Source organism: Leptotrichia sp. HMT-225, assembly GCF_030644325.1.
In the GTDB taxonomy this organism is placed as follows: Bacteria; Fusobacteriota; Fusobacteriia; order Fusobacteriales; family Leptotrichiaceae; genus Leptotrichia; species Leptotrichia massiliensis.
The window spans coordinates 1,122,610-1,145,860 of the sequence record NZ_CP130323.1 but is presented as its reverse complement, the minus strand read 5'-3'; the positions used below and the strand labels follow the sequence as shown (position 1 = coordinate 1,145,860).

25 protein-coding genes and 1 riboswitch are annotated in these 23,251 nt (G+C 28.9%); of the genes, 8 read left to right on the top strand and 17 right to left on the bottom strand.

The window, feature by feature from the left end; genetic code table 11:
• Positions 1–33: 33 nt before the first annotated feature.
• Together QU666_RS05670 and QU666_RS05665 are read right to left on the bottom strand one after the other, a co-directional pair.
• A complete protein-coding gene (locus QU666_RS05670) occupies positions 34–468 on the bottom strand; it encodes a hypothetical protein (protein WP_021770260.1) in 435 nt (144 codons plus the stop codon).
• A 29-nt stretch (positions 469–497) separates the two neighbouring features.
• Positions 498–1,118 carry an EndoU domain-containing protein gene (locus tag QU666_RS05665; protein ID WP_021770259.1) on the bottom strand — a complete coding sequence of 207 codons (621 nt, stop codon included), beginning with the start codon at positions 1,116–1,118 and terminating at the stop codon, positions 498–500.
• Between the two features lie 173 nt (positions 1,119–1,291).
• Between QU666_RS05665 and QU666_RS05660 the strand changes: the two genes are divergently transcribed.
• Complete coding sequence (locus tag QU666_RS05660; protein WP_021770258.1) at positions 1,292–1,882, top strand: histidine phosphatase family protein; 591 nt, start codon at positions 1,292–1,294, stop codon at positions 1,880–1,882.
• A gap of 101 nt (positions 1,883–1,983) precedes the next feature.
• Here QU666_RS05660 and QU666_RS05655 read toward each other — a convergent pair whose 3' ends face one another.
• The 9 genes from QU666_RS05655 to QU666_RS05615 form a co-directional block, all read right to left on the bottom strand.
• On the bottom strand, positions 1,984–2,253 hold the full coding sequence (locus QU666_RS05655) for a GNAT family N-acetyltransferase (RefSeq protein ID WP_021770257.1): 270 nt from the start codon (positions 2,251–2,253) through the stop codon (positions 1,984–1,986).
• A 69-nt stretch (positions 2,254–2,322) separates the two neighbouring features.
• Complete coding sequence (locus QU666_RS05650; protein WP_021770256.1) at positions 2,323–3,081, bottom strand: ABC transporter ATP-binding protein; 759 nt, start codon at positions 3,079–3,081, stop codon at positions 2,323–2,325.
• 27 nt (positions 3,082–3,108) lie between these two features.
• Complete coding sequence (locus QU666_RS05645; protein ID WP_021770255.1) at positions 3,109–4,083, bottom strand: ABC transporter substrate-binding protein; 975 nt, start codon at positions 4,081–4,083, stop codon at positions 3,109–3,111.
• 49 nt (positions 4,084–4,132) lie between these two features.
• Positions 4,133–4,888 carry an ABC transporter permease gene (locus QU666_RS05640; protein WP_021770254.1) on the bottom strand — a complete coding sequence of 252 codons (756 nt, stop codon included), beginning with the start codon at positions 4,886–4,888 and terminating at the stop codon, positions 4,133–4,135.
• Complete coding sequence (locus QU666_RS05635; RefSeq protein ID WP_021770253.1) at positions 4,860–5,171, bottom strand: thiamine-binding protein; 312 nt, start codon at positions 5,169–5,171, stop codon at positions 4,860–4,862. The genes QU666_RS05640 and QU666_RS05635 overlap by 29 nt, the downstream gene beginning before the upstream one ends.
• Before the next feature lie 147 nt (positions 5,172–5,318).
• Positions 5,319–5,408, bottom strand: a riboswitch (TPP riboswitch).
• A 32-nt stretch (positions 5,409–5,440) separates the two neighbouring features.
• Complete coding sequence (locus tag QU666_RS05630) at positions 5,441–6,076, bottom strand: EexN family lipoprotein (protein ID WP_021770252.1); 636 nt, start codon at positions 6,074–6,076, stop codon at positions 5,441–5,443.
• Positions 6,077–6,226: 150 nt separating this feature from the next.
• A complete protein-coding gene (gene rpsI / locus QU666_RS05625) occupies positions 6,227–6,625 on the bottom strand; it encodes a 30S ribosomal protein S9 (protein WP_015769247.1) in 399 nt (132 codons plus the stop codon).
• A 13-nt stretch (positions 6,626–6,638) separates the two neighbouring features.
• Positions 6,639–7,073: a 50S ribosomal protein L13 gene (gene rplM, locus QU666_RS05620; RefSeq protein WP_018450228.1), complete on the bottom strand. Its 435-nt coding sequence runs from the start codon at positions 7,071–7,073 to the stop codon at positions 6,639–6,641.
• Positions 7,074–7,268: 195 nt separating this feature from the next.
• Complete coding sequence (locus QU666_RS05615) at positions 7,269–7,604, bottom strand: hypothetical protein (RefSeq protein ID WP_036072001.1); 336 nt, start codon at positions 7,602–7,604, stop codon at positions 7,269–7,271.
• 297 nt (positions 7,605–7,901) lie between these two features.
• Here QU666_RS05615 and QU666_RS05610 point away from each other — a divergent pair, with 297 nt between their 5' ends.
• The 7 genes from QU666_RS05610 to nagE all read left to right on the top strand — a co-directional run bounded on the left by QU666_RS05610 (position 7,902) and on the right by nagE (position 15,672).
• Positions 7,902–9,959 carry a PTS sugar transporter subunit IIA gene (locus QU666_RS05610; protein ID WP_021770250.1) on the top strand — a complete coding sequence of 686 codons (2,058 nt, stop codon included), beginning with the start codon at positions 7,902–7,904 and terminating at the stop codon, positions 9,957–9,959.
• Positions 9,953–10,384, top strand: a complete 432-nt coding sequence (locus tag QU666_RS05605) for a PTS sugar transporter subunit IIA (protein WP_021770249.1) — start codon at positions 9,953–9,955, stop codon at positions 10,382–10,384. Before QU666_RS05610 ends, QU666_RS05605 begins: the two co-directional genes overlap by 7 nt.
• 46 nt (positions 10,385–10,430) lie before the next feature.
• Positions 10,431–10,700, top strand: a complete 270-nt coding sequence (locus tag QU666_RS05600) for a PTS sugar transporter subunit IIB (protein ID WP_006803591.1) — start codon at positions 10,431–10,433, stop codon at positions 10,698–10,700.
• A gap of 23 nt (positions 10,701–10,723) precedes the next feature.
• Entirely contained in the window at positions 10,724–12,073 is a 1,350-nt protein-coding gene (locus QU666_RS05595) for a PTS ascorbate transporter subunit IIC (RefSeq protein WP_021770248.1), read from the top strand.
• A gap of 41 nt (positions 12,074–12,114) precedes the next feature.
• Positions 12,115–12,963, top strand: a complete 849-nt coding sequence (locus tag QU666_RS05590) for a transketolase (protein ID WP_021770247.1) — start codon at positions 12,115–12,117, stop codon at positions 12,961–12,963.
• Positions 12,964–13,926, top strand: a complete 963-nt coding sequence (locus QU666_RS05585; RefSeq protein WP_021770246.1) for a transketolase family protein — start codon at positions 12,964–12,966, stop codon at positions 13,924–13,926. It abuts the gene before it with no gap.
• A gap of 315 nt (positions 13,927–14,241) precedes the next feature.
• Entirely contained in the window at positions 14,242–15,672 is a 1,431-nt protein-coding gene (gene nagE / locus QU666_RS05580; RefSeq protein WP_021770245.1) for an N-acetylglucosamine-specific PTS transporter subunit IIBC, read from the top strand.
• A gap of 431 nt (positions 15,673–16,103) precedes the next feature.
• Here the strand turns inward: nagE and QU666_RS05575 are convergent, their stop codons facing one another.
• The 6 genes from QU666_RS05575 to QU666_RS05550 all read right to left on the bottom strand — a co-directional run bounded on the left by QU666_RS05575 (position 16,104) and on the right by QU666_RS05550 (position 23,243).
• Positions 16,104–16,904: a M23 family metallopeptidase gene (locus tag QU666_RS05575; protein WP_021769554.1), complete on the bottom strand. Its 801-nt coding sequence runs from the start codon at positions 16,902–16,904 to the stop codon at positions 16,104–16,106.
• Positions 16,891–18,078 carry an efflux RND transporter periplasmic adaptor subunit gene (locus QU666_RS05570; RefSeq protein ID WP_232218460.1) on the bottom strand — a complete coding sequence of 396 codons (1,188 nt, stop codon included), beginning with the start codon at positions 18,076–18,078 and terminating at the stop codon, positions 16,891–16,893. Before QU666_RS05570 ends, QU666_RS05575 begins: the two co-directional genes overlap by 14 nt.
• 105 nt (positions 18,079–18,183) lie before the next feature.
• On the bottom strand, positions 18,184–20,817 hold the full coding sequence (locus QU666_RS05565; protein WP_051285839.1) for a molecular chaperone: 2,634 nt from the start codon (positions 20,815–20,817) through the stop codon (positions 18,184–18,186).
• Between the two features lie 85 nt (positions 20,818–20,902).
• Entirely contained in the window at positions 20,903–21,988 is a 1,086-nt protein-coding gene (locus tag QU666_RS05560) for a hypothetical protein (RefSeq protein ID WP_036071234.1), read from the bottom strand.
• Positions 21,989–22,010: 22 nt separating this feature from the next.
• Entirely contained in the window at positions 22,011–22,982 is a 972-nt protein-coding gene (locus QU666_RS05555) for a tetratricopeptide repeat protein (protein WP_021769558.1), read from the bottom strand.
• Positions 22,983–22,994: 12 nt separating this feature from the next.
• Positions 22,995–23,243: a hypothetical protein gene (locus tag QU666_RS05550; protein WP_021769559.1), complete on the bottom strand. Its 249-nt coding sequence runs from the start codon at positions 23,241–23,243 to the stop codon at positions 22,995–22,997.
• Positions 23,244–23,251 lie beyond the last annotated feature (8 nt).

Below are 23,251 nucleotides of genomic sequence, written 5' to 3'. Positions count from 1 at the left end.
AATATTTTTTCATATTACTGTATTTTTTATTTATTAAATCTCCACTGCAACTTCACTTTTTAAATCAACTTCCATTTCCAAAAACTTTTTCCAGCCCTCAAAGATCTTTCTATATTCTTCAAACTTACATTCCCACAGTGGATATTCCTCACAAATCCCAAACATTGTATTCTCAAATTCAACTTTTTCCTTATTAATCTTATGCTGAAAAGCCTGTCCATCCCAAAGAGTTTCCTGCACTTTTCCAGTTTCAACTTTTTCTAGCTGTGGCAAAAAAATATTAATTATTTCCACATCTGGAAAATCTTCCATTATTCCAGTTATTAGATATTTTGTATACTCTTCTTTCTTTTTTTCTAAATGTTCACTTCTTTTATTTTTTGTTATTTTTTTTTCAGAAAATCTGATTTCTGGAAATGCAGTCAATCCAAAATCTTCATCGTAATAATAACTAAATTTTATAATCATCATTTCCTCCTTTCTAAAAATTTCAGTTTCTAACGATTTTCATAAACTGGATAAGCCGTTATTCTAGGACTTTTGTAACCACGAATTACAACTCCGCTTTTGCTGATTCCTTGCCACATGTTATTATCTCTGCCTTTGACATCTTTTCTATTTTCCCATGCTGAGTTTATTTCGTCAATAATTCTCGCTTCATCCCAGTTTTCTGGAAACATTGTATTTACTCCACCATTAGAAGTTTTTGCCTGCCAAGTTCCATCTTTTTTCTTTACTTCAATGCTTGCTCTATACACTCCATTTTTAGCTGGATTTCCAATTTTTTTTACAATTCTCACATCTCCACGCAAAAGTGAATGTCCGCCAGTAACTTTCCCTTGGGAATTTTCATCTCCACCAATTACATGATCATAATCAATTTGATATTTTCTATTTCCTTGATTTGAAGTATTTTGAGTTTGTTTTCCATTTTTATTTTCTATATTTTTCTGTTTAACAACATTCTTTTTGCTATTTCTCTTATTTTGTGCAATAAATTCTTTTGAAAAATTTTCTTTTGCATTTATACTGTTATTTCTGCTTAGATAAATTTTTCCAAGTCCAAATAAGATAATAGCAAATAACAGTAATATTTTTAATATTTTATTTTTACCCATTTATAGATTTCCTCCTTTTTTATATGCTTATTAATTATATCAAACTTATATTTTAAAATCAATATTATAAACTTTTTCTAATTTAATAGTTACGAGAAAATGTGATATAATAAATTAAAAAAGAAATCAAAATTATACAAGAATATATATAAATAGAAAGGAATAGATTAATTATGAAAAAGACTTTATATTTAATTCGGCATGGACAGACTTTATTCAATTTACGGAAAAAAATTCAAGGGAGCTGTGATTCTCCGCTGACTGATGAGGGAATTAGACAGGCTAAAGTGGCTGGAAAATATTTTCAGGATAAGGGAATCGCTTTTGATGCAGCTTACTCCTCTACTCAGGAAAGAGCTTGTGATACACTTGAAATTGTGACTGACAATAAGATGAAATATGAAAGATTAAAAGGATTAAAGGAATGGAATTTTGGATTATTCGAGGGAGAAAGTGAAGATTTGAATCCAAAACATCCGAATGAAAGAACTTATGGGGACTTTTTTGTAAATTTTGGCGGAGAAAGCAATAAAGATGTTGAGAAAAGAATGCACGAAACTTTGACTCAGATTATGGAAAAGGACGGAAATAACACTGTTCTTGCCGTGAGCCACGGTGGTGCCTGCTACACTTTCTTTTTAAAGCATGCTCCAGATGTTCCATTTACAGGCCTTCCAAACTGTGCCATTTTAAAATATGAGTATGAAAATGGTAAATTTACATTCATCGAACTTATTAAGCATGATTTTACAAAAGAAATATAACTAAAAAATGCCTTAAATAAACTTTTACTCTACATAATTTTGTAAAAATTTTATTTTAAGGCTTTTTATTTTTAGCATTTTTCAATGAACTAATAGTCCTTTTATGCTTTTAAATCATCATATTCTCCACTTTCAAACTTTTTCACAATATAGCTGCAAATTGGGACAATTTTATACCCATTTTCTCTTGCATATTTCACACCAGCATTGAATAATTTTCCTGCAATCCCTTGCCCTCGCAATTCAGAAGATACGACTGTCGATTCAAAATACAATTTTTCCCCTTCTTTTCTGTAAGTCAATTTTGCAAGTTCATCTCCATTTTTTCCAAATATAAAAAATCCTTCATTTACTACATGTCTTATTTCCATTTTTCAAACTTCCTTTCGATATTTTATCTTATTATATAGTAAAATCGTTTTAAAATCAAATAAAAAAATTTACAAATATTTTAATATCTCACGCTTGTATTCAATAAATTTTTCAGACATTATAACTTCTTCATTATTATAGCCCTTGTTCTGACTATTTTTCAAGTCAACATTTATTTGTGCAGCAATTTTACCTGGACTTCCTGCCAAAATATAAATTTTGTTGGAAAGCAGTATCGCCTCATCAATATCATGGGTAATAAACAGAGTTGACATTTTAATTTTGTTCATTATGCTAAGATACCAGCTATGAATTTTATGCTTTGTAATGGCATCCAATGCACTGAAAGGCTCGTCAAGAAGAGCAACTTCGCTGGAAAATAAATATGTTCTAAGCAGTGCCGCCCTTTGCTTCATTCCCCCTGATAGTTTACTTGGATACAAATTTTCCGTACCTTCCAATCCAAAATCTTTAAAATACGGCTTTGCAATTTCCCGTGCCTTATTTTTATTTTCACCCCTTATCACAAGCGGAAGTGCCACATTGTCAATAATTTTTTTATGAGGTAAAAGCAAGTCCTTTTGGAGCATGTAACTTATTTTTCCAGATTTTCCAGTTATATCTTCTCCATTCATTTTCACATTTCCACAATCAGGCTTTAAAAGTCCTGCAATAATGTTAAATAACGTTGTTTTCCCAGCACCACTTACTCCTAAAATACAAACCAGCTCATTTTCATACAAATCAATCGAAACATTTTCCAAAACTTTTTTATTTTCAAAAGAAATGGAAATACCTTTTATTTCAAGCTTTTTGTCTTTCTTCACTTAATATTTCTCCTTTTGATAAATTTTTTATTTCAGATACTCGTTACTATATCCAAAATTCTTTGGTATTTCACGTTCTACAGCCTTATTTTTGTAAAGCCATTCATAAAATCTGTTCCAACGGTTTCCATCGATTATTCCCCATTCTTTTGCATCAGACTGATATTCTTTAGAAATCCACTTTTGGCTGGCTGTTACCAAGTTTATGTCAAGCTCTGGAGAATTTTTTACCAAAATTTTTGCTGATTCCTCTGAATTTTTCATTGCGTATTCATACCCTTTTTTTATTGCCTTCAAAACTTTTTTTGCAATTTCAGGATTTTTTTTCAGAAAGTCATTATTTGCGATAATTACAGGGCTGTAATAGTCAAGTTCTTCTCCATAGTCACGAATTTTTAGAAAATTTGTCTGAAGCCCTGCCCTTTCTGTAGCAATTCCATCCCACGCATAATAAACCCAGACAGCATCAACATCAGTCTTTAAGCCAGTTACAACATCTGTTATAGTATAAGGAATTAATTTTACTTTAGAAAAATCACCTTTATCATCTGTTACTAATTTTTTCAAAATAGCCTGCTCAATATTATCTTCCCAAGTGGCATATTTTTTACCTTCCAGTTTTTTTGGCGAGTCTATTCCTTTTTCCTTCAATGAAATAATTCCAGATGTATTATGCTGAAGAATTGCAGCGACAGCTGTTACTGGTACAGGATTCTCCTTTGCAAATGATTTTGCCAATGTATCCTGAAAACTTATTCCAAATTCTGCTCCTCCAGCTCCAATAAGTGCCGTTGTGCTCCCTTCAGGCGGCTGCACAATTTCCACATCCAATCCTGCTTCCTTAAAATATCCCAAGTCTTTTGCCACATAAAGCCCTGTATGATTAGTGTTTGGCACCCAGTCCAGTACGATTTTTATTTTCTGATTATTTTTAGATTTTCCACACGAAACAGCCAAAACCAAGATTAAACATAAAATTAAAATTTTTGAAATTTTTTTCATTTTTTATACCTCTCTTTACTTTTTATTTTAAATTTTTTTATTTAAAAATTTACTTTTCCCAAACCATGCACCATTTCTGTATTTTTTTTACAAGATACATAAGCAGCAGGCTTATTGCAGAAATAAGAAAAATTACTGCAAACATCTTATCAAATGAATACGATTTTCTGACTCTTGTCATATAAACTCCAAGTCCGCTAAATCCACCAAGCCATTCAGCCACAACCGCTCCAATTATAGAATATGAAACCGAAATTCTAAGCCCTGCGAAAAAATATCCTAATGAACCTGGCAATTTGACATGAACAAAGTTCTGAAATGGCGTTGCTCCCATCGTTTTTAACAAATTCAACATATCCTTGTCAGCTGAACGAAATCCATCCAGAAGCCCAATAGTTATAGGGAAAAACGAAGTCATAACAATAAGCGTAATCTTTGGCAATATTCCATATCCCAGCCAAAGTACCAAAAGCGGTGCAATCGCAACTGTAGGTATTGTCTGAGTAATAACCAACACAGGATAAATCATTTTGAACGCATACTCAAACCTGTCCATAACAACCGCCACGGCAAAGCCCAGAATTATTCCCAGACCAAGCCCAAAAAATGCTTCAAGCAAAGTAATTTTTGTATGCTCCATAAGCAATGGAAAATCATAAACAAACGCTTTTACAACTTCAAATGGCGACGGCAGCATAAATTTTGGAATAATATTCACCATTGACAAAATTTGCCAAATTATCAATAATACAGCAATAATAATACTTGGTGCAATTTTATCTGTTATATTTTGAAATTTTTTCATCAATCTTTAAAATATCTCCTTTCGGTTTATAATTTATTTTTACATACGACATTACACCCTCAGCCCCCGCCTTCACAGCCACAACTTGACATTCCTTCACAATTTCCATAAGCTCGTCAAAATCCCCTTCTATCGTTGTTTCAAATGGAGCAACATTCATTTTTAACCCTTTGCTTTTAATAAATTCAATAACTTCATCAACAACTCTTACAATTTCCTCATTTCCCACAACATTTGGCAATACCTGAATTGCAATACTCGCATTAATTTCTTTTTTTTCCATAATTCATCATCCCTTTCCTTAAAACTGTTTTTTTATTTAAAATTTCTTTGTATAAAAAAATCCCCTTATCACAAGGAGATTCTATATTTCTATAAATTTTCTAAAATAATTTAAAAAGATATGCAAAATAACTTTAAAATTATTCCTTATTTTATATAAAATACTCCCTCCGACAGCATTACCTGTACAGGTTATATGGGTTTAATTCTCAGCAAAATTGCTCCCCAGTATTTTTTGTTAAATTGTCTAAATTTTTTTAAAACTTTTAATTAGTCTACTTTTACTTCAGCTAAATCAGGATATACACCTTTTATAAAAAATATAAAGTCTTTATCAAAATTAATAATATACCATTTATTTTCATCTTCAAATGCCATTGATTTACCTTTTGTTTCTATTGTCTGTCCATTAACTTCCATTGCAACTGTTGTAGGAATAATAGCATAACTTCTTCCTGTTTCAGTTCTTCCAACTTTTACATTTTCAAAATCATAGCTATTTTGGATAATTTTTACTCCTTTTGTAAAATTATCAAACATTTTCTTTGACATTTCTTTTAATTGCTCCACTGATATTGAAGCTTTGTCAGCTTGGTACTTGAAATATTTTTCTGGAACTTCACTCATTCCTGCCATAAAATCTCCAGCTTCCATTGCTTTAGCAATTCTATCGAGTCTTGTCTTAATTTCAGGTTTTACCTTATTCCAAGCCTCTAATGCCAATTCATTCTGTGCTTGTTCAACATTTTTACAAATCTTTTCATCATGTTTTTCCTTACATTTCAAAACTGTTTCCTTCAACAATTTATCATCTTTTTTTAAATTCTCAACACTGTACTTATTTCCACAAGCTGTGAAAATTATCATTGATATTACAATTAGAAATAATAATTTTATCTTTTGCATACATCCTCCAACATCATTTATTTGAGTTAATTATACCTTATTTTTTCAAATTTTCAAAATTTTTATTTTTGATTGTTTTTCTAACCAAATAAAAACCCCTGAAAACCAGTGTTTCCAAGGGCGTAAAAATATCTTTTATTATGTTTTTTCCTATCTTTTTGAAAATTGTGGGCTTCTTCTTGCTTTCTTTTTCCCGTATTTTTTTCTTTCAACCATTCTTGAATCTCTTGTTAAGAATCCTGCTTCTTTTAAAGCTCCTCTTAATTCAGCGTCAGCTACTAATAAAGCTCTCGAAACACCATGTCTAATTGCTCCTGCTTGTCCAGTGTTTCCTCCACCAATTACATTAACTTTTACTCCGTATTTGTTTAAAGTTTCTGTTAATTCTAATGGTTGTTCTACTATTTTAGCCAAGATTTCTCTTCCACCAAAATATTCTCTCATATCTTTTCCATTTATTGTTACTCCAGTTTCACCTGGTACTAATCTTACTCTTGCTACTGAAGTTTTTCTTCTTCCAGTTCCTAAATATTGAATTTTTTCTGCCACGAAAATTTACCTCCTATAACTCTATTCTTTCTGGTTTTTGTGCTGTATGTGTATGTTCTGTTCCTGTGAATAATCTCAATCTGTTAATCATTTGGCTTCCTAATTTGTTTTTAGGTAACATTCTTTCTACAGCTTTTCTGATTACTTCAGTAGGTTGTTTTTGTAACATTTCTTCTAAACTTCTTACTTTCAATCCACCTGGATATCCACTATGTCTGTAATATTTTTTGTCTAATAATTTGTTCCCTGTTACAGCAATTTTATCAGCGTTCAATACGATAACAAAATCTCCTCCATCAACGTGTGGTGTGTAGCTTGGCTTATGTTTACCCATTAATCTAACTGCGATTTCAGTAGCTAATTTTCCAAGTACTTTTCCTTCTGCGTCTATCTCATACCAGTTTCTTACAACTTCTTCTTTTTTTTGCATTACAGTGTATTTACTCACTTTGTTTCCTCCTGTTTTTATTCTCTATTTTATAGAATAACGGTCCTTTGTGGGAAAGGCTCATATTAGTTAATTATATATTATTTCTTTTTACTTGTCAAGTGAATTTCCTTGATATTTTTCCATTTGAAGAAATTTAAAAGATTTTATTCATAAAAAATACCCTTTTTACTTTTAATCCTTATAAAAATCTACTCATTCCATTTTCTCAAGATTTTTACTCATCTCTTTTTTTATTTGTTTTCTAAATTCATCTGATAACAAAAACTCATATCCATGTTTCTTAATAAGTTTCATCTCTTTTTCTGTTATTTCCTCTGGAGTTTTTGAACTGGCAATTTTATATGCTAACGAATCTTCCATACGACATTTTTTAATAAGTTTCATTTCTTTTTTTGTTATGTCTTCCAGTTCTTTTGAACGAATAATTTTATCAGCCATTATACTCTCAATCATACTATTACCAAAACAAGCAAATACATTTGTACTAATTCCTAAAGCCATTATAGCTAACACTAATATTTTTTTCATATTTATCATTCCTTCCATTTATTTTTACTGAAAATGTAATTCTTGACATTTTACCTATTTGATTAAAGCAATATTCAAATCCAAAATATCCTTTTAACACAAGATTATTATACTACATTTTATCTATAATGTCAATTTTTAAAGTATTGTTTTTTCCGTAATTTTTAACAAACTTTAAAAAAATAAAGAAATAATAAATTTATGCAGATGGTAACATTTTTTCAAATATATTTGAAATGGAATTTAGATTGATTATTTAAATTTTCGAGGTATCCTTATTATAGAAAGGTGAATAATATGTTAAATTATAGGGAAACTGAAATATTAAATAACCTTATTAAAGGGGAAAAATATAATTTCAAATTAATATCTGAAAAATATGGCGTTTCAGACAGGGCCGCTAGATATTATATTAATAATATTGACAGCATTTTACGGTTACTTGACTATAAGATTACTAAAAAAGTTAAAAACAGTATTTATCTTGATACTAATCAGGATTTTAAAAATCTATTTGAGATTTTGGAAAAAATTAACAAACTATCTATAGAAGATAGAATAAATATTTTGAAGTTAATATTATTTTTTGACGAAAAAGGACTTAATATTACAAAGATATGTGAAGAACTTGAAATTTCCAGAACAACAATAAAAAAAGATTTGAAACTGATGTCAGAAGAATTTAAAATGCAAGGAATCGAGCTAGTTTATAAAAATGCTAACGGTTATCGCCTTAATGGTAATTTTCGAGAAATTCTCATAAAAAAAATTGAACTTCTGGAGCAAATATTTGATTCCCTTAATAATAAAAATTTTTCAAAAGTAATCAAAACACAAGTTTTTCGTCATTTTTTCAAATATATTAAGCAAAAAAATATTGAAAATGCAAAAAAATTTATTGTAGAAATTGAAAAGGTCATGTTTTTAAATATAAATGAAGAAAGCTATAATAAAATATTTTCTTATGTCCTGCTACTTCTAAATTTTGAAAAAGCTCATGAAAATCAAAAAGATTTGATTGCAAAAAAATTTTTAATTCACACAGAAGAATATCAAAAAATCGAAAAGATTTTACAAAAAATTCTGAATAAAAATAAAATAAAATCTGAAATGTTAATTGAAATAACTGACTTGATAATGGGAATAAATATAAACAGTCTAAAAAATAATTCATTTAAAGGCTGGATAAATGAAGAGCTGATTATAAAAAAAATGATTTCTAAAGTGAGCAAAATTGTAAAAACTGACTTGACACGCGATGAAATATTATACAATGGACTTTTATACCATATAAAGCCTGCTATGTATAGAATAAAAAATAATATTCAAATTACAAATTCAGTTTTTCAAGAACTTATTTTAGAAAAAGATCCTATTTTGGAAGTAGTAAATAAAGCTGTTGAGGAAATTGAAGGGCTTTTTGAAGTAAAGTTTCCAGAAGATGAAATTGCTCTTATGGGCTTTCATATAAAGGCTTCCATCGAAAGAAACACTTCTGAAAAAACCAAAAAAGTAATTTTAATTTGTGGACTAGGTTATGGCAGTTCAAAAGTACTTGAACAAAGTTTAAAGGAAAATTATGATTTGGATATTGTAGATGTTCTGCCATACTACTTGATAAAGACTTCAATGCCCAATTATGCAAATATTGATTTAATTTTATCTACTATCGATTTAGAAGAAAACTATGATATTCCTGTTATAAAAATAAATCCATTGCTTAAAGAGCAAGATTTTATCCTCTTATCAAAATATGGAATAAGAAAAAATATAACAAAAATTTCTTTAAAGCAAATAATGGACATAATAAAAAATAATACAACCATAACAGATGAAAATAGACTTATAAATGAATTGAAAAATAAACTTGAAAATAAAGTTATTGATGATTTGTCAGAAGTAGGAATTATTTTAAAGAAAATGCTTAGTAAAAATAATGTCCAATTTGTGGATAAAGTTAAAGATTGGAAGGAAGCAATAGTTAAAGCTGGAGAGATACTTGAAAGAAACGGATTTATCAAGCAAGATTATACAAAAGAAATGATAAACATGATTGAAAAACATGGAGCTTATATCATTATTGAGGAAGGAATGGCAATTCCACACGCACCAATTTCAAAAAATGTATTAAAAACAGGCATTTCATTATTAATTGTAAAAGAAAAAGTTCTATTTCCAAATGGAAAAGGTGCAAACATATTTTTAAGTTTTGCAACTACCAACAAAACAGAGCACCTAGGAATTTTAAACGACTTATTTGAATTAATTACAAAATATAATTTTATTGAAAAAATCTCAAAAATAACTAAATATGAAGAATTAGAAGAATTTTTCAGAAAGGAACTTATATGTTAGAAAAAATACTTGATGGTAACATTCAAATAATAGATTCTGTAATCGACTGGAAAGATAGTATAAAAATTGCAAGTAAATCTTTGTTAGAAAAAAACATAATAACGGAAAATTATATCAAAGCTATGATAGAAAGTATTGAAAAACTAGGCTTTTATGTTATTTTAAGAGATAATTTGGCAATGCCACATGCAAGACCTGAAGACGGGACATTGGGAACTGGAGTAAGCCTTTTAAAACTCAATAATCCAGTATATTATGGGGATTCCAAAGTACAGTTAGTATTTGTGCTGGCAACTAAGGATGCCAACAGCCATTTAGAAACTCTTATGCAGTTAATGGAGTTGTTTCAGGATGATGAAAGCATTGAAAAACTTATAAATTCAAAAGATTATAATGAAATATTAGAAGTTATAAAAAAATATTGATTTAAAAAATAAAAATAATTTATAAAAAAATTAGGAGGAGATTATTATGAAAATTATGGCAGTTTGTGGATCAGGATTAGGGAGCAGCTTTATGGTGGAAATGAACATTAAAAAGGTTCTTAAAAAAATTGGCGTAGAAGCTGAAGTCGAACATTCCGACTTGGCATCAGCACTTCCAGGAGCAGCAGATGTATTTGTAATGGGAAAAGACATTGCAGAAAGTGCAACAGTTCCAGCTGATAAATTAATTGTTTTAGACAGCATTATCAGTATGCCTGAGCTGGAAGAAAAATTAACAGATTATTTCAAAAAATAAAATATAAAATTTAGGAGGTAAAAATGAAAAGCTTATTAACTCTTATTGTAGACATTTTAAAAGTTCCATCAATTTTAGTTGGATTAATAGCTATGATTGGTTTACTAGTTCAGAAAAAACCAGCTACAGATATAGTAAAAGGTACAATTAAGACGATTTTAGGATTTTTAGTGCTAGGTGGAGGAGCAGGACTTGTTGTAAACTCGCTGGCACCTATGGGAAGCATGTTTGAACAAGGATTTCATGTTCAAGGAATAGTGCCTAATAATGAAGCAATTGTTTCATTGGCATTAAAAGAATACGGAACAATAACAGCGTTAATAATGGCACTTGGAATGTTCTGGAACATATTTATCGCAAGATTTACAAAGTTAAAATATATTTTCCTGACAGGACATCACACTTTATATATGGCATGCATGATTGGAATAATATTAAAAGTTGGTGGATTCGAAGGGCCTTTATTAGTGATCATTGGTTCATTGACATTAGGACTTGTAATGGCAATATTTCCTGCATTGGCACAACCTTACGTTAGAAAAATTACTGGAAGTGACGATGTTGGATTTGGGCATTTCAGCACAATAGGGTATGTTTTATCAGGATTTGTCGGATCTTTAGTTGGAAAAGGTTCAAAATCAACTGAAGAAATGAAATTGCCTAAAAATCTAAGTTTTTTAAGAGACAGCTCAATTTCAATTTCATTGACTATGATGATAATTTACTTAATTTTGGCATTAGTTGCAGGAAAAAGCTATGTTGAAACTGAATTAAGTAGTGGAGATAACTACTTAGTATTTGCAATTATTCAAGCTATAACATTTGCAGCGGGAGTTTATATTATTTTATCAGGTGTTAGACTTGTTCTTGCAGAAATAGTACCTGCCTTTGTAGGATTTTCTGAAAAACTTGTGCCAAATGCAAAACCTGCATTAGACTGTCCAATCGTATTCCCTTATGCACCTAATGCTGTATTAATCGGATTTTTATGCAGTTTTTTAGGAGGAGTTATCGGATTATTTATGCTTAGTATGCTAAAATGGACTCTTATCTTGCCAGGAGTAGTTCCTCATTTCTTCTGTGGAGCGACAGCAGGTGTATTTGGAAACGCTACTGGTGGTAGAAGAGGTGCTTCAATTGGAGCCTTTGCAAATGGACTATTATTAACATTCCTGCCTGTAATTTTATTACCAGTGCTAGGAAATTTAGGATTTGCAAACACTACATTCTCTGATGCAGATTTTGTAACAGTTGGAATTGTATTAGGTAATATGGCAAAACACGTATCTCCTGCAATAGTTTCTGGAATAATCGTTGGAATAACTGCTATTTTAGTAGCCTTTGGATTTGTACCTTCAAAAAAATCAAAATAGATTATTGTTAAAAATTGACTATCATTTGGAAGGAGCCAAAAATGAATAGTGATTATAATGAAAAAGTGAAAGAAATGAAAAAATTAGCCGCCAATATTAGAATCAACACATTAAAATCCCTTACCAATTTAGGTTTTGGACATTATGGGGGAAGTTTGTCAATCGTTGAGATCTTGGCAGTACTGTATGGCGGAATTATGAATATTGACGCTAAAAATCCACATTGGGAAGACAGAGATTATTTTGTGCTGTCAAAAGGGCATGCAGGCCCTGCACTCTACACAACTTTAGCTTTAAAAGGATTTTTCCCGCTTGAAGAAATTTACACATTAAATCAGAATGGAACAAATTTGCCAAGCCATCCAGATAGACTCAAAACAAAAGGAATTGATGCAACAACAGGTTCTCTAGGGCAAGGAATCTCAATTGCCACAGGAATTGCAAAAGCCTTACAAATAGATAAAAAATCTAATAGGGTATTCTGTATTATTGGAGATGGAGAAATAAACGAAGGACAATGCTGGGAAGCATTTCAGTTTATTGCTCACCATAACTTAAATAATTTAACGGTGTTCCTCGATTACAACAAAAAACAGCTGGACGGTGCTTTGGATGAAATAATAAAACCTTTCTCTTTTGAGAAAAAAATGAAATCATTCGGCTTTGATGCTGTTACTGTAAAAGGAAATGATATTGAAAAAATGTATGATATTTTGAAAGTGCCTCGTAAAAACAATGAAAAACCACTATTTGTAATACTTGACACTATAAAAGGGCAAGGTGTCGAATACATTGAAAAAATGGAAAATTCTCATCATCTAAGATTGACTGATGAACTAAAGCGGGAAATCGAAAAGGCGATAAAGGATTTGGAAAGTGAGGTGGAATAAATGATAAAAGTTTATACTGGAACTCCAAAAAAAGATGAAATAGAAATGAGAAAAGTTTATTCTTCCAAACTTTGTGAATTACTAGAAAAACATAGTCAAGTTATAGCTCTCGAAGCTGACTTAATGAACGCAATTACAACTGACAAGATACAGGGTAAATACCCCGAAAGAGTGATAAATTGTGGAATAATGGAAGCAAATATGATAGGTGTTGCAGCTGGAATGTCTATTGCTGGAAAATACCCATTTGCACATACTTTTACAGCTTTCGCAAGTCGAAGATGCTTTGATCAATTGTTTATGTCGGGGGCATATCAGAAAAATAATATTAAAATAATTGCTTCTGATGCTGGCGTAACTGCCGCCCATAACGGAGGAACTCACATGTCCTTTGAAGATATGGGAATAATGAGAGGTCTCGCTAATACAGTTGTATTAGAAGTGACAGATGCCACAATGTTTGAAAATATTCTCGAACAAGTTGCCACAAAAGATGGCTTCTACTGGATTAGAACAATCAGAAAAAATGCATCAACAATCTATGAAAAAGGCTCAACTTTTGAAATTGGAAAAGGAAATTTATTAAAAGATGGTTCAGATATTACTTTAATAGCTAACGGAATTATGGTAGCAGAAGCCTTAAAAACAGCAGAAAAATTGGAAAACGAAGGAATAAATGCCGCGGTAATTGATATGTTTACTTTAAATCCAATAGACAAAGAATTAATTAAAAAATATGCACAAAAAACAGGAAAAATAATAACTTGTGAAAACCACAGTATTAACAATGGTTTAGGAAGTGCAGTTGCCGAAATAATTGCCGAAACTGGAAATGCAAAGCTACGTAGAATTGGAATAAAGGAAAGATTTGGGCAAGTTGGAACTTTGGATTTCTTGATGAATGAATACGAATTAACTGCAGAACATATTTATGAAGCTGCAATGAAATTGCTAAAATATTAAAATCCATTTTAATTAAAATGAAAAATATCGATTTATTAAGTTAGAGTTTATTAATAAGTCGATATTTTATTTTCTACATTAAACCTCATTAGATTAACAGAATAAAATGTTTTATTACATAATTAAACTGTTAAAAATTAGAAAAGTATGCAAAATAAGAAAAAATAGAATAAGATAAAAACACTTAGAAAAAAAATAGAAAAACATTAAAAAAAATTGTTTTTTAATATTGACATCTAATAAAAATAAGGTAAAAAGTTTATATTTATAAATAAAAAAATATAAACAAAAAAGTAGAAAGAGAGTTGGTTAAAAATGATGAAGTATTTACAGAAAATTGGTAAATCACTTATGCTACCGGTTGCAGTATTACCAGCTGCAGCAATACTTTTAGGAATAGGTTACAGACTTGATCCTATTGGCTGGGGTGCAAATAGTCCTGCAGCAGCTTTCCTAATAAAATCAGGAGCTTCAATACTGGACAATATTCCTATATTATTTGCAGTAGGAATAGCAGTTGGAACATCTAAGGAGAAAGATGGTTCTGCGGCATTAGCAGGATTAGTAGGTTTTTTAGTAATAACTACGTTATTATCAAAAGATTCTGTTGCAGTTTTGACAAAAGTGGATGTAGATAAAGTTCCTTTAGCTTTTGGAAAAATAAATAATGCATTTATAGGGATATTATCAGGAATAATAGCTGCTGAAATATTCAACAGATTTCATAAAACACAGTTGCCAATGGCTTTTGCATTTTTCAGTGGTAAAAGACTAGTTCCGATATTAACATCAGCTGTAATGCTTATATTATCTCCTGTATTATTCTTTGTATGGCCTATAATATTTGGAGCTTTAGTGACTTTGGGAGAAACATTCTTAAAATTAGGACCTTTAGGAGCTGGAATATTTGGATTCTTTAACAGATTGTTAATTCCTTTGGGATTACATCACGCATTAAATGCGGTTTTTTGGTTTGATGTAGCAGGAATAAACGATATTGGAAACTTCCTTGGAGGAACAGGAGTAAAAGGTATTACAGGGATGTATCAAGCAGGATTTTTCCCTATCATGATGTTTGGACTGCCAGCAGCTGCATTTGCAATGTATCAAGAAGCTAAACCTGAGAGAAAGAAACAGATTGCATCGTTAATGTTAGCAGCAGGGGTCACTTCATTTGTAACAGGTGTGACAGAACCTCTTGAATTTGCATTTATGTTTGTGGCACCTTTATTGTACGGAGTTCATGCTGTTTTAACAGGATTAAGTTTATTTATAGCATCTATGTTCCACTGGACAGCAGGATTTGGATTTAGTGCGGGACTTATTGACTTTTCACTTACTTCAGGGATGCCAATGGCTAATAATCCGTTTATGTTGTTAGTTCTAGGAGTTGCGTTTGGAGTAGTTTATTATCTGTTATTTAAAATATTGATAAATAAGTTTAATTTAAAAACGCCTGGAAGAGAAGACGAGGATAATGAAGAAGAATTAAAAATAGAAGCTTCAAATAGTAATCACGCAGAAGTTGCTGCAATTATATACGAAGCATTAGGTGGAAAAGATAATGTAGTTTCTATAGATAACTGTGCTACAAGATTAAGACTGGAAGTAAAAGATTCAACTATAATTGACGACAAAAAAATAAAAAAGGTTGCAGCAGGAATAATAAAACCTTCTAAAACAGATGTTCAGGTAATTATTGGTCCATTAGTGGAATTTGTTGCAAATGAAATGAAAAGATTATAAAAGTATATTACTACAAAAATAGAAACTGCACTTAAACTTTAAATACAGGATTGAAAGTGCAGTTTTAAAATATTTTTATTTTTTTATCTAATTTTGCTATGCTTATGAATGCTCAATTTTGGATTTCTCTAGCAAGCAAATAACTTCCAAATGCGGTGTAACCGGGAACATTCCAAAGTCCTTCAAAAGCTTTATTTTAAAGGGTTTATAATTTAATTTGTTACCAATTTGTTACCATTATTCTTGTTTTATTTTAGCTAAAAACGTTCAATTTATTTTTCTTATAAAAAAATATTTATTATATTTTATATATATTGTATCATATTTTCAGTTATTTTATATATATTTTTTATAACATTATTTTTTTATTTTAAAAATTAAATTAAATACTTATTAAGTAAAATCTTGATAATTTCTTTTCATTTTTTTATTTACCTATATTCAAAATCCATCGGATTAACTGAGTTCCCATCTTTTAAAACTTCAAAATGAAGATGGGAACCTGTACTTACTCCCGTACTTCCTACCTCTCCTATTTTATCTCCCATTTTTACACTATTTCCTACAGCTGTATTTATTTTATTTAAATGAGCGTATCTCACAGTTAATCCATCTCTTCTTCTCACTTCAATGAAATTACCATATCCTCCATTCCTTCCAGCATAAGTTACTGTTCCATCTACTGACGACATTACGGCAGCTCCTGTTACCGCTTTAATATCAATTCCATTATGAATTTTTTCTTTATTTGATATAGGATGTACTCTTTTTCCATATTTACTTGTTATTTCAGTTGATAGTACAGGCCAGAAAAGTTCATTTGTATTTTCCGAAATATAATTATCGTTACTTTCATAATTTGGTGTAATTTCTTGTTTGGAAATATTTAATTTATTCACAGAATAATTTTTGTTGTTGTTATTTTTATTTGTTAATACCTTTGGGATATTTTGAAGGGTGTTGTAATTTTCTGTAGCTTCCATTTTTATATCTTCTTGTGCTTGTGAATTTGTATCCATTATTATTAATGTTTCTAAATTTTCATTTTGAGAAGAAATATTTGTTTTTACATTATTTTTTTCTTCTCTATTCTTTAAAATTTGCTCTATTTCCAAAATCTTTTTATCATCCTCATCTTCGTATTCATTTTGACTAATTTTTCCTATAAAGAATGCAAATAAAATTAAAACAATTGAATATCCTGCTATTTTTAAAACATTATTTTTTTTCATTTCTTTTCAACCTTATTATCTCAGCTTCATTTTTCTCTATATCTTTTTTCTTTTGTTCATTTTCTCTTTGTAATTTTTCAAGCTCTTTTTCCTTATTTATCTTTATTTGCTTATAGTCTATTCTTTTCACAATTACATTATTTTTTATTTTATCATTAGGATTTACTACTATTTCCATTCCCTCTTTTATATTTTCACCAGAAATTTCTATTTTCTCTCCATTATTCATACCAACCAGAACTTCTTTTTCAGTAACTTTATTATTTTTATCTATCAAATAAATATAATATTTATCAGTTTTTCCATTTTTAGATTTTCGTTTAACTACAGCATTTAATGGTACAGTTATTACGTTTTCCTTCTTCTGATGAATCAGCCTTATATTTACTTCCTGATTTAAACTTAAATCTTTAAAATCTGAAGTTAAAAATTCCAATGTTTTCAAATTTTCTATACCTATATTATTTATTTTATACAAAATGGCTTCATATGAATTATTATTGTTTATTACACTAATATTTGCTGTATTTCCTACATTAACATATTGTAGCTGATTTTCTCTTACAGGTTCACTGACAATCTTGACATCCTGTATTTTTGCTAAAACTACTACTGGAGTTAACGAATCAGCATATTGTCCTTTTAAAGCATTTATTTTTACAATATAGCCATCAATTGGACTTATTATAGCTCTTCGCACTAATCCACTTTCATTGTTTAATTTTATCAATTCTCCTTCCAATGCTTTAATTTCTCCAGTAAGGTTGTTTATATCATTTGTAGTATCTGCTCCTTCACCATATTGATTTTTCAAAAATCTTAGTTGTGAATTTTTGACAGCTAGATTTTGTTTAAGCTCCTGCATTTTTGAATTTAAATCTCTTTCTTTATAATCACTGAATTTAACTAAAATATCCCCCTTTTTTATCCTAGCACCTTCCTTAAAAAAAACATCATCAACTTGCAACTGAACATCAAGTCCTATGGACACAAAATCTTTAGCTTCAACTTTACCTTTCATTTTCGTAAATATTTCTAAAGTTTCTCTTTTAGTAGTATCTACCATATACTTTTCATTTATTCTCGGAGTACACATTCCAACCATTAATAAAATTACAAAAATTAAAATACAAGGTAGTAACCAGATTATATTATCTTTTTTATTTATTATCAAAGTCTTCTCCTTTTTTATATTTAGTCATTATTTCAAATATAAATTTTTTGAATTTTACCCCCTCTTTTTAAACTTTGCTTATTTTCTATTTACAAAGTAATAATATTAATGTTCTCCATCAAAATATGAAATTTCATTAAGATTATCTTCATAAGGGAAATATTGTTTTTTCCCTAAATATAGCTGATCTCCATGTCTTTGCACTGGCACTACATAAAATCCCCAATTGTTCATATCAGTATATACGAAAAATCTTACTACATTGTTTTCAATTTCATCTGTTTCATATTGAGTAAATATTCCTTCATATTCACGTAATATATCTTCTGCATCTTCTTCTTTATATTCATTAACATTTTTATAAATTACTTCTTTTTTCAACTCATTTTCTGCATTATGTACATACAATTTCAATTCCATTGCTGAAATGGATTTATCTATATAGCTCATAAGTACGCTAGCCTTTCTTGAAGTTTCCAGCATTTCAACTTTTTCTCCATCATATCTTTCAGCATATACAGAATACGGTACTAACGGAACTTCATTTTCTATATTTACATCCATATGTCCAAATCTCTTATAATCCAAGTATTTTATCGCTCCGTCAAGACAATTTAACTTTAATTCGTAATCATCCCTGTGGCTAAGTTCCTTATACTCTATCATTTTTCCAGGCACAAATTCCTTTAGAACTTCCTGAAATGTACTTATTTTTGTAGATTGTCCACTTAACTTGATTAATGAATATTCAAATAGCATACCTTCCTTGTAATAGGTATTCAAGAATTTTCTAAGCATTGAATAAATATCTGATTTTAATATTTTTTCTATTTCCTTTATAGTAAAAATCTCATCAGGAAATTTATTTATCGTTTTAAATTTATCATTTTCCATTATATGAATATTCCATGTTTTCAATTCTGTTATATGCAGATCCTTTTCTCTTTCCATAATTTTAGGAATGTCAAATCTTGTTCTTAGCCTTCCGTCAGATGTAAAAAATTCTTTTTTCATATTTTCAGCAGCTTCCCATAACATATAAAAATTATTCTTTATTTTTCTATATGATTCACTCATTTTATTTTCAAATTTTGAATATTTTGTAGGAATTATTTTTTCACTTTTTTCATATTCCCTGTCTAAATTTTCAAATATTTTTTCTATTCCGTATTCATCTATAACTTTATAAATCATATCATTATCATATGGGATTAAGTCATTAACCGATATTTCATTATTTTCTGAATATTTTTCCGCAAGTACAACTTTCAAGTACTGCATTAATCGGTATGTCAAATTATTTCCCCCAAAATTTTCATCCCCATTTTCAAAACTTGTCTTTATATCAAGTTTATACGAAATTTTTCCATTGTCAATCACATATTTACAAGCCGCAAGATCCGTTGTTCCTCCTCCACAGTCTATAATTAACGCACTGTATTCTTCCCCTTGTATATATCTTCCTTTTTTTATCTGATTCTCTATTGTATTGTATAGCACAGCTATCGCTTCATCCATAGCATTGTCGGTTATTATTTCATATTCATACCTCTTGCCAGTTACTTTTTCATCCTTATTTTTCACATCAATAGAAAATATTTCCTGAAACATATTCAAAAACTGCTCCTTTAGCCTTACTGGACTGGAAGCATGTATTTTTTTAAATTTACACTTAAACATATACTCAGCTCTTTTTACGATATATTTCAAATATGCTTTTATAATTTCTCTTCTCTTTATATACCTTATATTTCCAAATTCATCATTTATTTTCTCCACTTCATCATGATCATGCACCCATTTTTTTAATCCGTAAAAAAGAGAGCCGTTTACAATGTAATCATTCATTTCAAGTTTTTTAACTACATCATAGCCAAAAGAATATTTTATATTATTTTCATCGCTGCAATCCTCAACATAAGCTATTGTAGGCAATATTTCCCTGTATCTTCTTTCTCCATCATTAAATTTCACATAGTTTATCTCATTTATTTTTATATTCCCGTTCAGTATATCATTTGTCGGTAAATCCCTTACATAATTGGTATCTAAATATGCTCCTAGTGCAGTATTAGAAGTTCCAAAATCTATACATAAAACTGTACTTGTTTCTTCCAGTTCCCTTACTTCAAAATTTTCAATATCAACTTTATAATAATTTAATTTATATGGATATGTTGGCAAAGCATCATCTTCTTTTGTATTATAAAATTTATAGATATATTTCAAGTCATCTGACTTAAAAAATAAAAATGAAAATTTATTATTTCTTAACTTTTCTACCCTTAAAAACTCTGTCTTGCATGTCAAATAGTATTCATCATTTTTTTCAAGATCCTTCTCAAGATTAAATATTCCACAAACATAATTATTTGCATTTACCAAAAAAACATTTGCATTCCCGATTTTATCAGGAATAATTATTTTATAATTATCTTCCCTGGTCAAATTCAAATCCTTATACAAAATTATCTTGTGCGGTATCTTTATCTCATTTTCGTGATGAATCCTAACACTTAACTTGTCATCAAACAGAGCTTGAACCATAGGAAGCCCATTTTCATTATATTTATTAATACTGTAATCTGGCCTTGCCCCTCTGAATTTTAACAAAATATTTATCAATTCTTCTCTGGTAGGATTCTCCAAATAGACATCCACAAGTTTTTCATCTACTGCAATCTGGTACATCTCGTTATACGACTTTCTTCTCAATTCGTCTTCATAAAATAATCTCATTTTCATTTTTTCCTTTCTTCATCAATTCAGTTTTTATAACAAAATTTCCCTCATTCTATCATCAACCCCTTAATTTAAATTAAAATTATATATCAAAAATTTCTTCAAAAACCTTCAAAACCTCTTTTTCTGAAATATATATCCTATCTCTTTCACCTTCAATAAGTTCTAAAAATCCTATCTTATTCGTTTCTATATACCATTTTAAAGTCTTAAAAATTTTAGGTTTTTCTGAAAATGCTATCCCATCTAAAAAATTTTCAAATTTCTGTCTATCAATTTCCTTTTTATGCCCCAACTTATCCAAATACTCAAACAATTCTTCAACTGCCTCATCATACGTTCTTCCCTCATCCGTCTCATTTTCGTCGAATCCTTCCAATTCCAGCACCCTTTTAGTCGAAGTAGTTACCTTATAAAATTTAATTTCCTTATCCACTTCTATTTTCTCAACAGTTTTTGTTTCAGTATTATAAATATAATATCCTTTTATGATAAAATCAAACTCAAAGGGTTCTGTTTCAGGAAGTTTAAATTCTTTTTTAAATTCAAATTTTATTTCTTCTAAAGAAACTTTATTTTCATCAAGTTTTTCTTCAAAAAAAATTTTTATTTTATTTCTATGAATTTTTTTTGTAAAATAATTCATAGTGGTTGGAACATTATATCCTGAAATAATCTCAGGACTTTTATTTTCAAATTTTTTAATACTGTCATTTATAATAAACTTTTCCACTTTAAATATATACGGATATATACTCCCTTCATCTATTTCTTGCTCAAAATTTTCATATTTTAACCCTTGTTTTATATCATTTAATATTGAATTCATTTCTTCAATTTTATTAGGGTACTTTTTGAAAAAATCAAATGTTTTATCTTCTAATTTTTCTAATAGTTCATTTTTATTAATTATTGTAATTTCATCATTTATGTATTCTATTTCAAGGGGTGAAAATAACGTTTTTACCTCATTAATAAAATATCGATAAAAGTATATTGATGAAAATTTTAAATTTTCAGAATTTGTTTTATCTATTATTTTATATTTTTTATTTTCTACTTGAGATTGAATCAATTCAAATTTTGAATATTGTTCTAAAATTTTTTGTTGTTCTTTCTCTTTTTCATAATAAACTTTCATGTTATAATTATATAAATTTCTTTTCATTACAAAATTACCTTTCTTAAACTTAATATTTATCTTTTAATTCATTATATTTATTTAGTGCTTCTTTATCTCCTAATTCAGATGCCTTTTTATACCATTCTTTTGCTTTAGTATACAATGCTCTATCTTCATATAAAATTCCTAAATTATACATAGATTTTTTATTTCCACGATTTATTGCTCTAATATACATTTTTTCAGCAAGCTCATATTCTTCAAATATATGATATATTGCACCCAAATTAGCCATTGCATCTATCGAGCCTTTTTCTGCTGCTTTTTTATACCATTTTTCTGCTTCTTCCAAATCTTTTTTATTTAAATTTTCTTTTTCAAAGTAATATCCTGCTAAATTATTAAGCGTTGTTATATTTTCATCTTTTTCCAATGCTTTTTTATACCAGTATAACATTTCTTTTTCTTGATTATTTTTATTGTAATGTACTCCTAAATTATTCATTGCATCTATCGAACCTTTTTCTGCTGCTTTTTTATACCAATATAGCATTTTATCTATTTGTCCAATTTCATCATAATAATTTCCTAAATTTGTCATTGCTATAATTGATGTTTTACCATTTTTCTCTATCACTTTCATATACCATTTTAGCATTTCATTTTTATTTCCCCTTTTCTGGTATAATCCTCCTAAGTTAAACATCGCTCTCTCATTTCTATTTTCAGCAGCTTTCAATAAATATTTTTCATAATTTTTTTCATCATTTTTATCACTATAATAATCTGCAAGACAAGAAAAAGCTTCTGAATCATATTTTCCTAATTCTTCCCATATTTTTTTTGCTGTTTCTTCATCTCCATTTTTATAAATTTTCTTGCTTTTTTCTAATAATTTAGCTATATTTTCTTTTGTGGGTTCTTTTTTTATTAATTTTATTTCATTTATTATCATCATTTTATTTTCTTCTTTTTTTTGTGTATTACAGGAAGAAATTAATAATAATGGTAATATCAATAACAATTGTAATTTTTTCAACTTTTAACCTCCTTACTCGTCTTCAGGATATTCCTGATTAATAGAAAAATATGGTTTTTTTGAAAATTCATTTATATCTTTATAATACATTTTCTCTATTGAATTTAAATATAATGAATCTGTTGTATAATTATGAACCGAAATAACAGTATTAGTAACATTAAGCGAATCCGAATGTATATAAGGAGTTATTTTTTTTAATTTTTCATTAAGTGCTCTGTTGGTTTTTTCTAAATTTTTTAATTGAAATCTAGCTGGCATTTTTATTT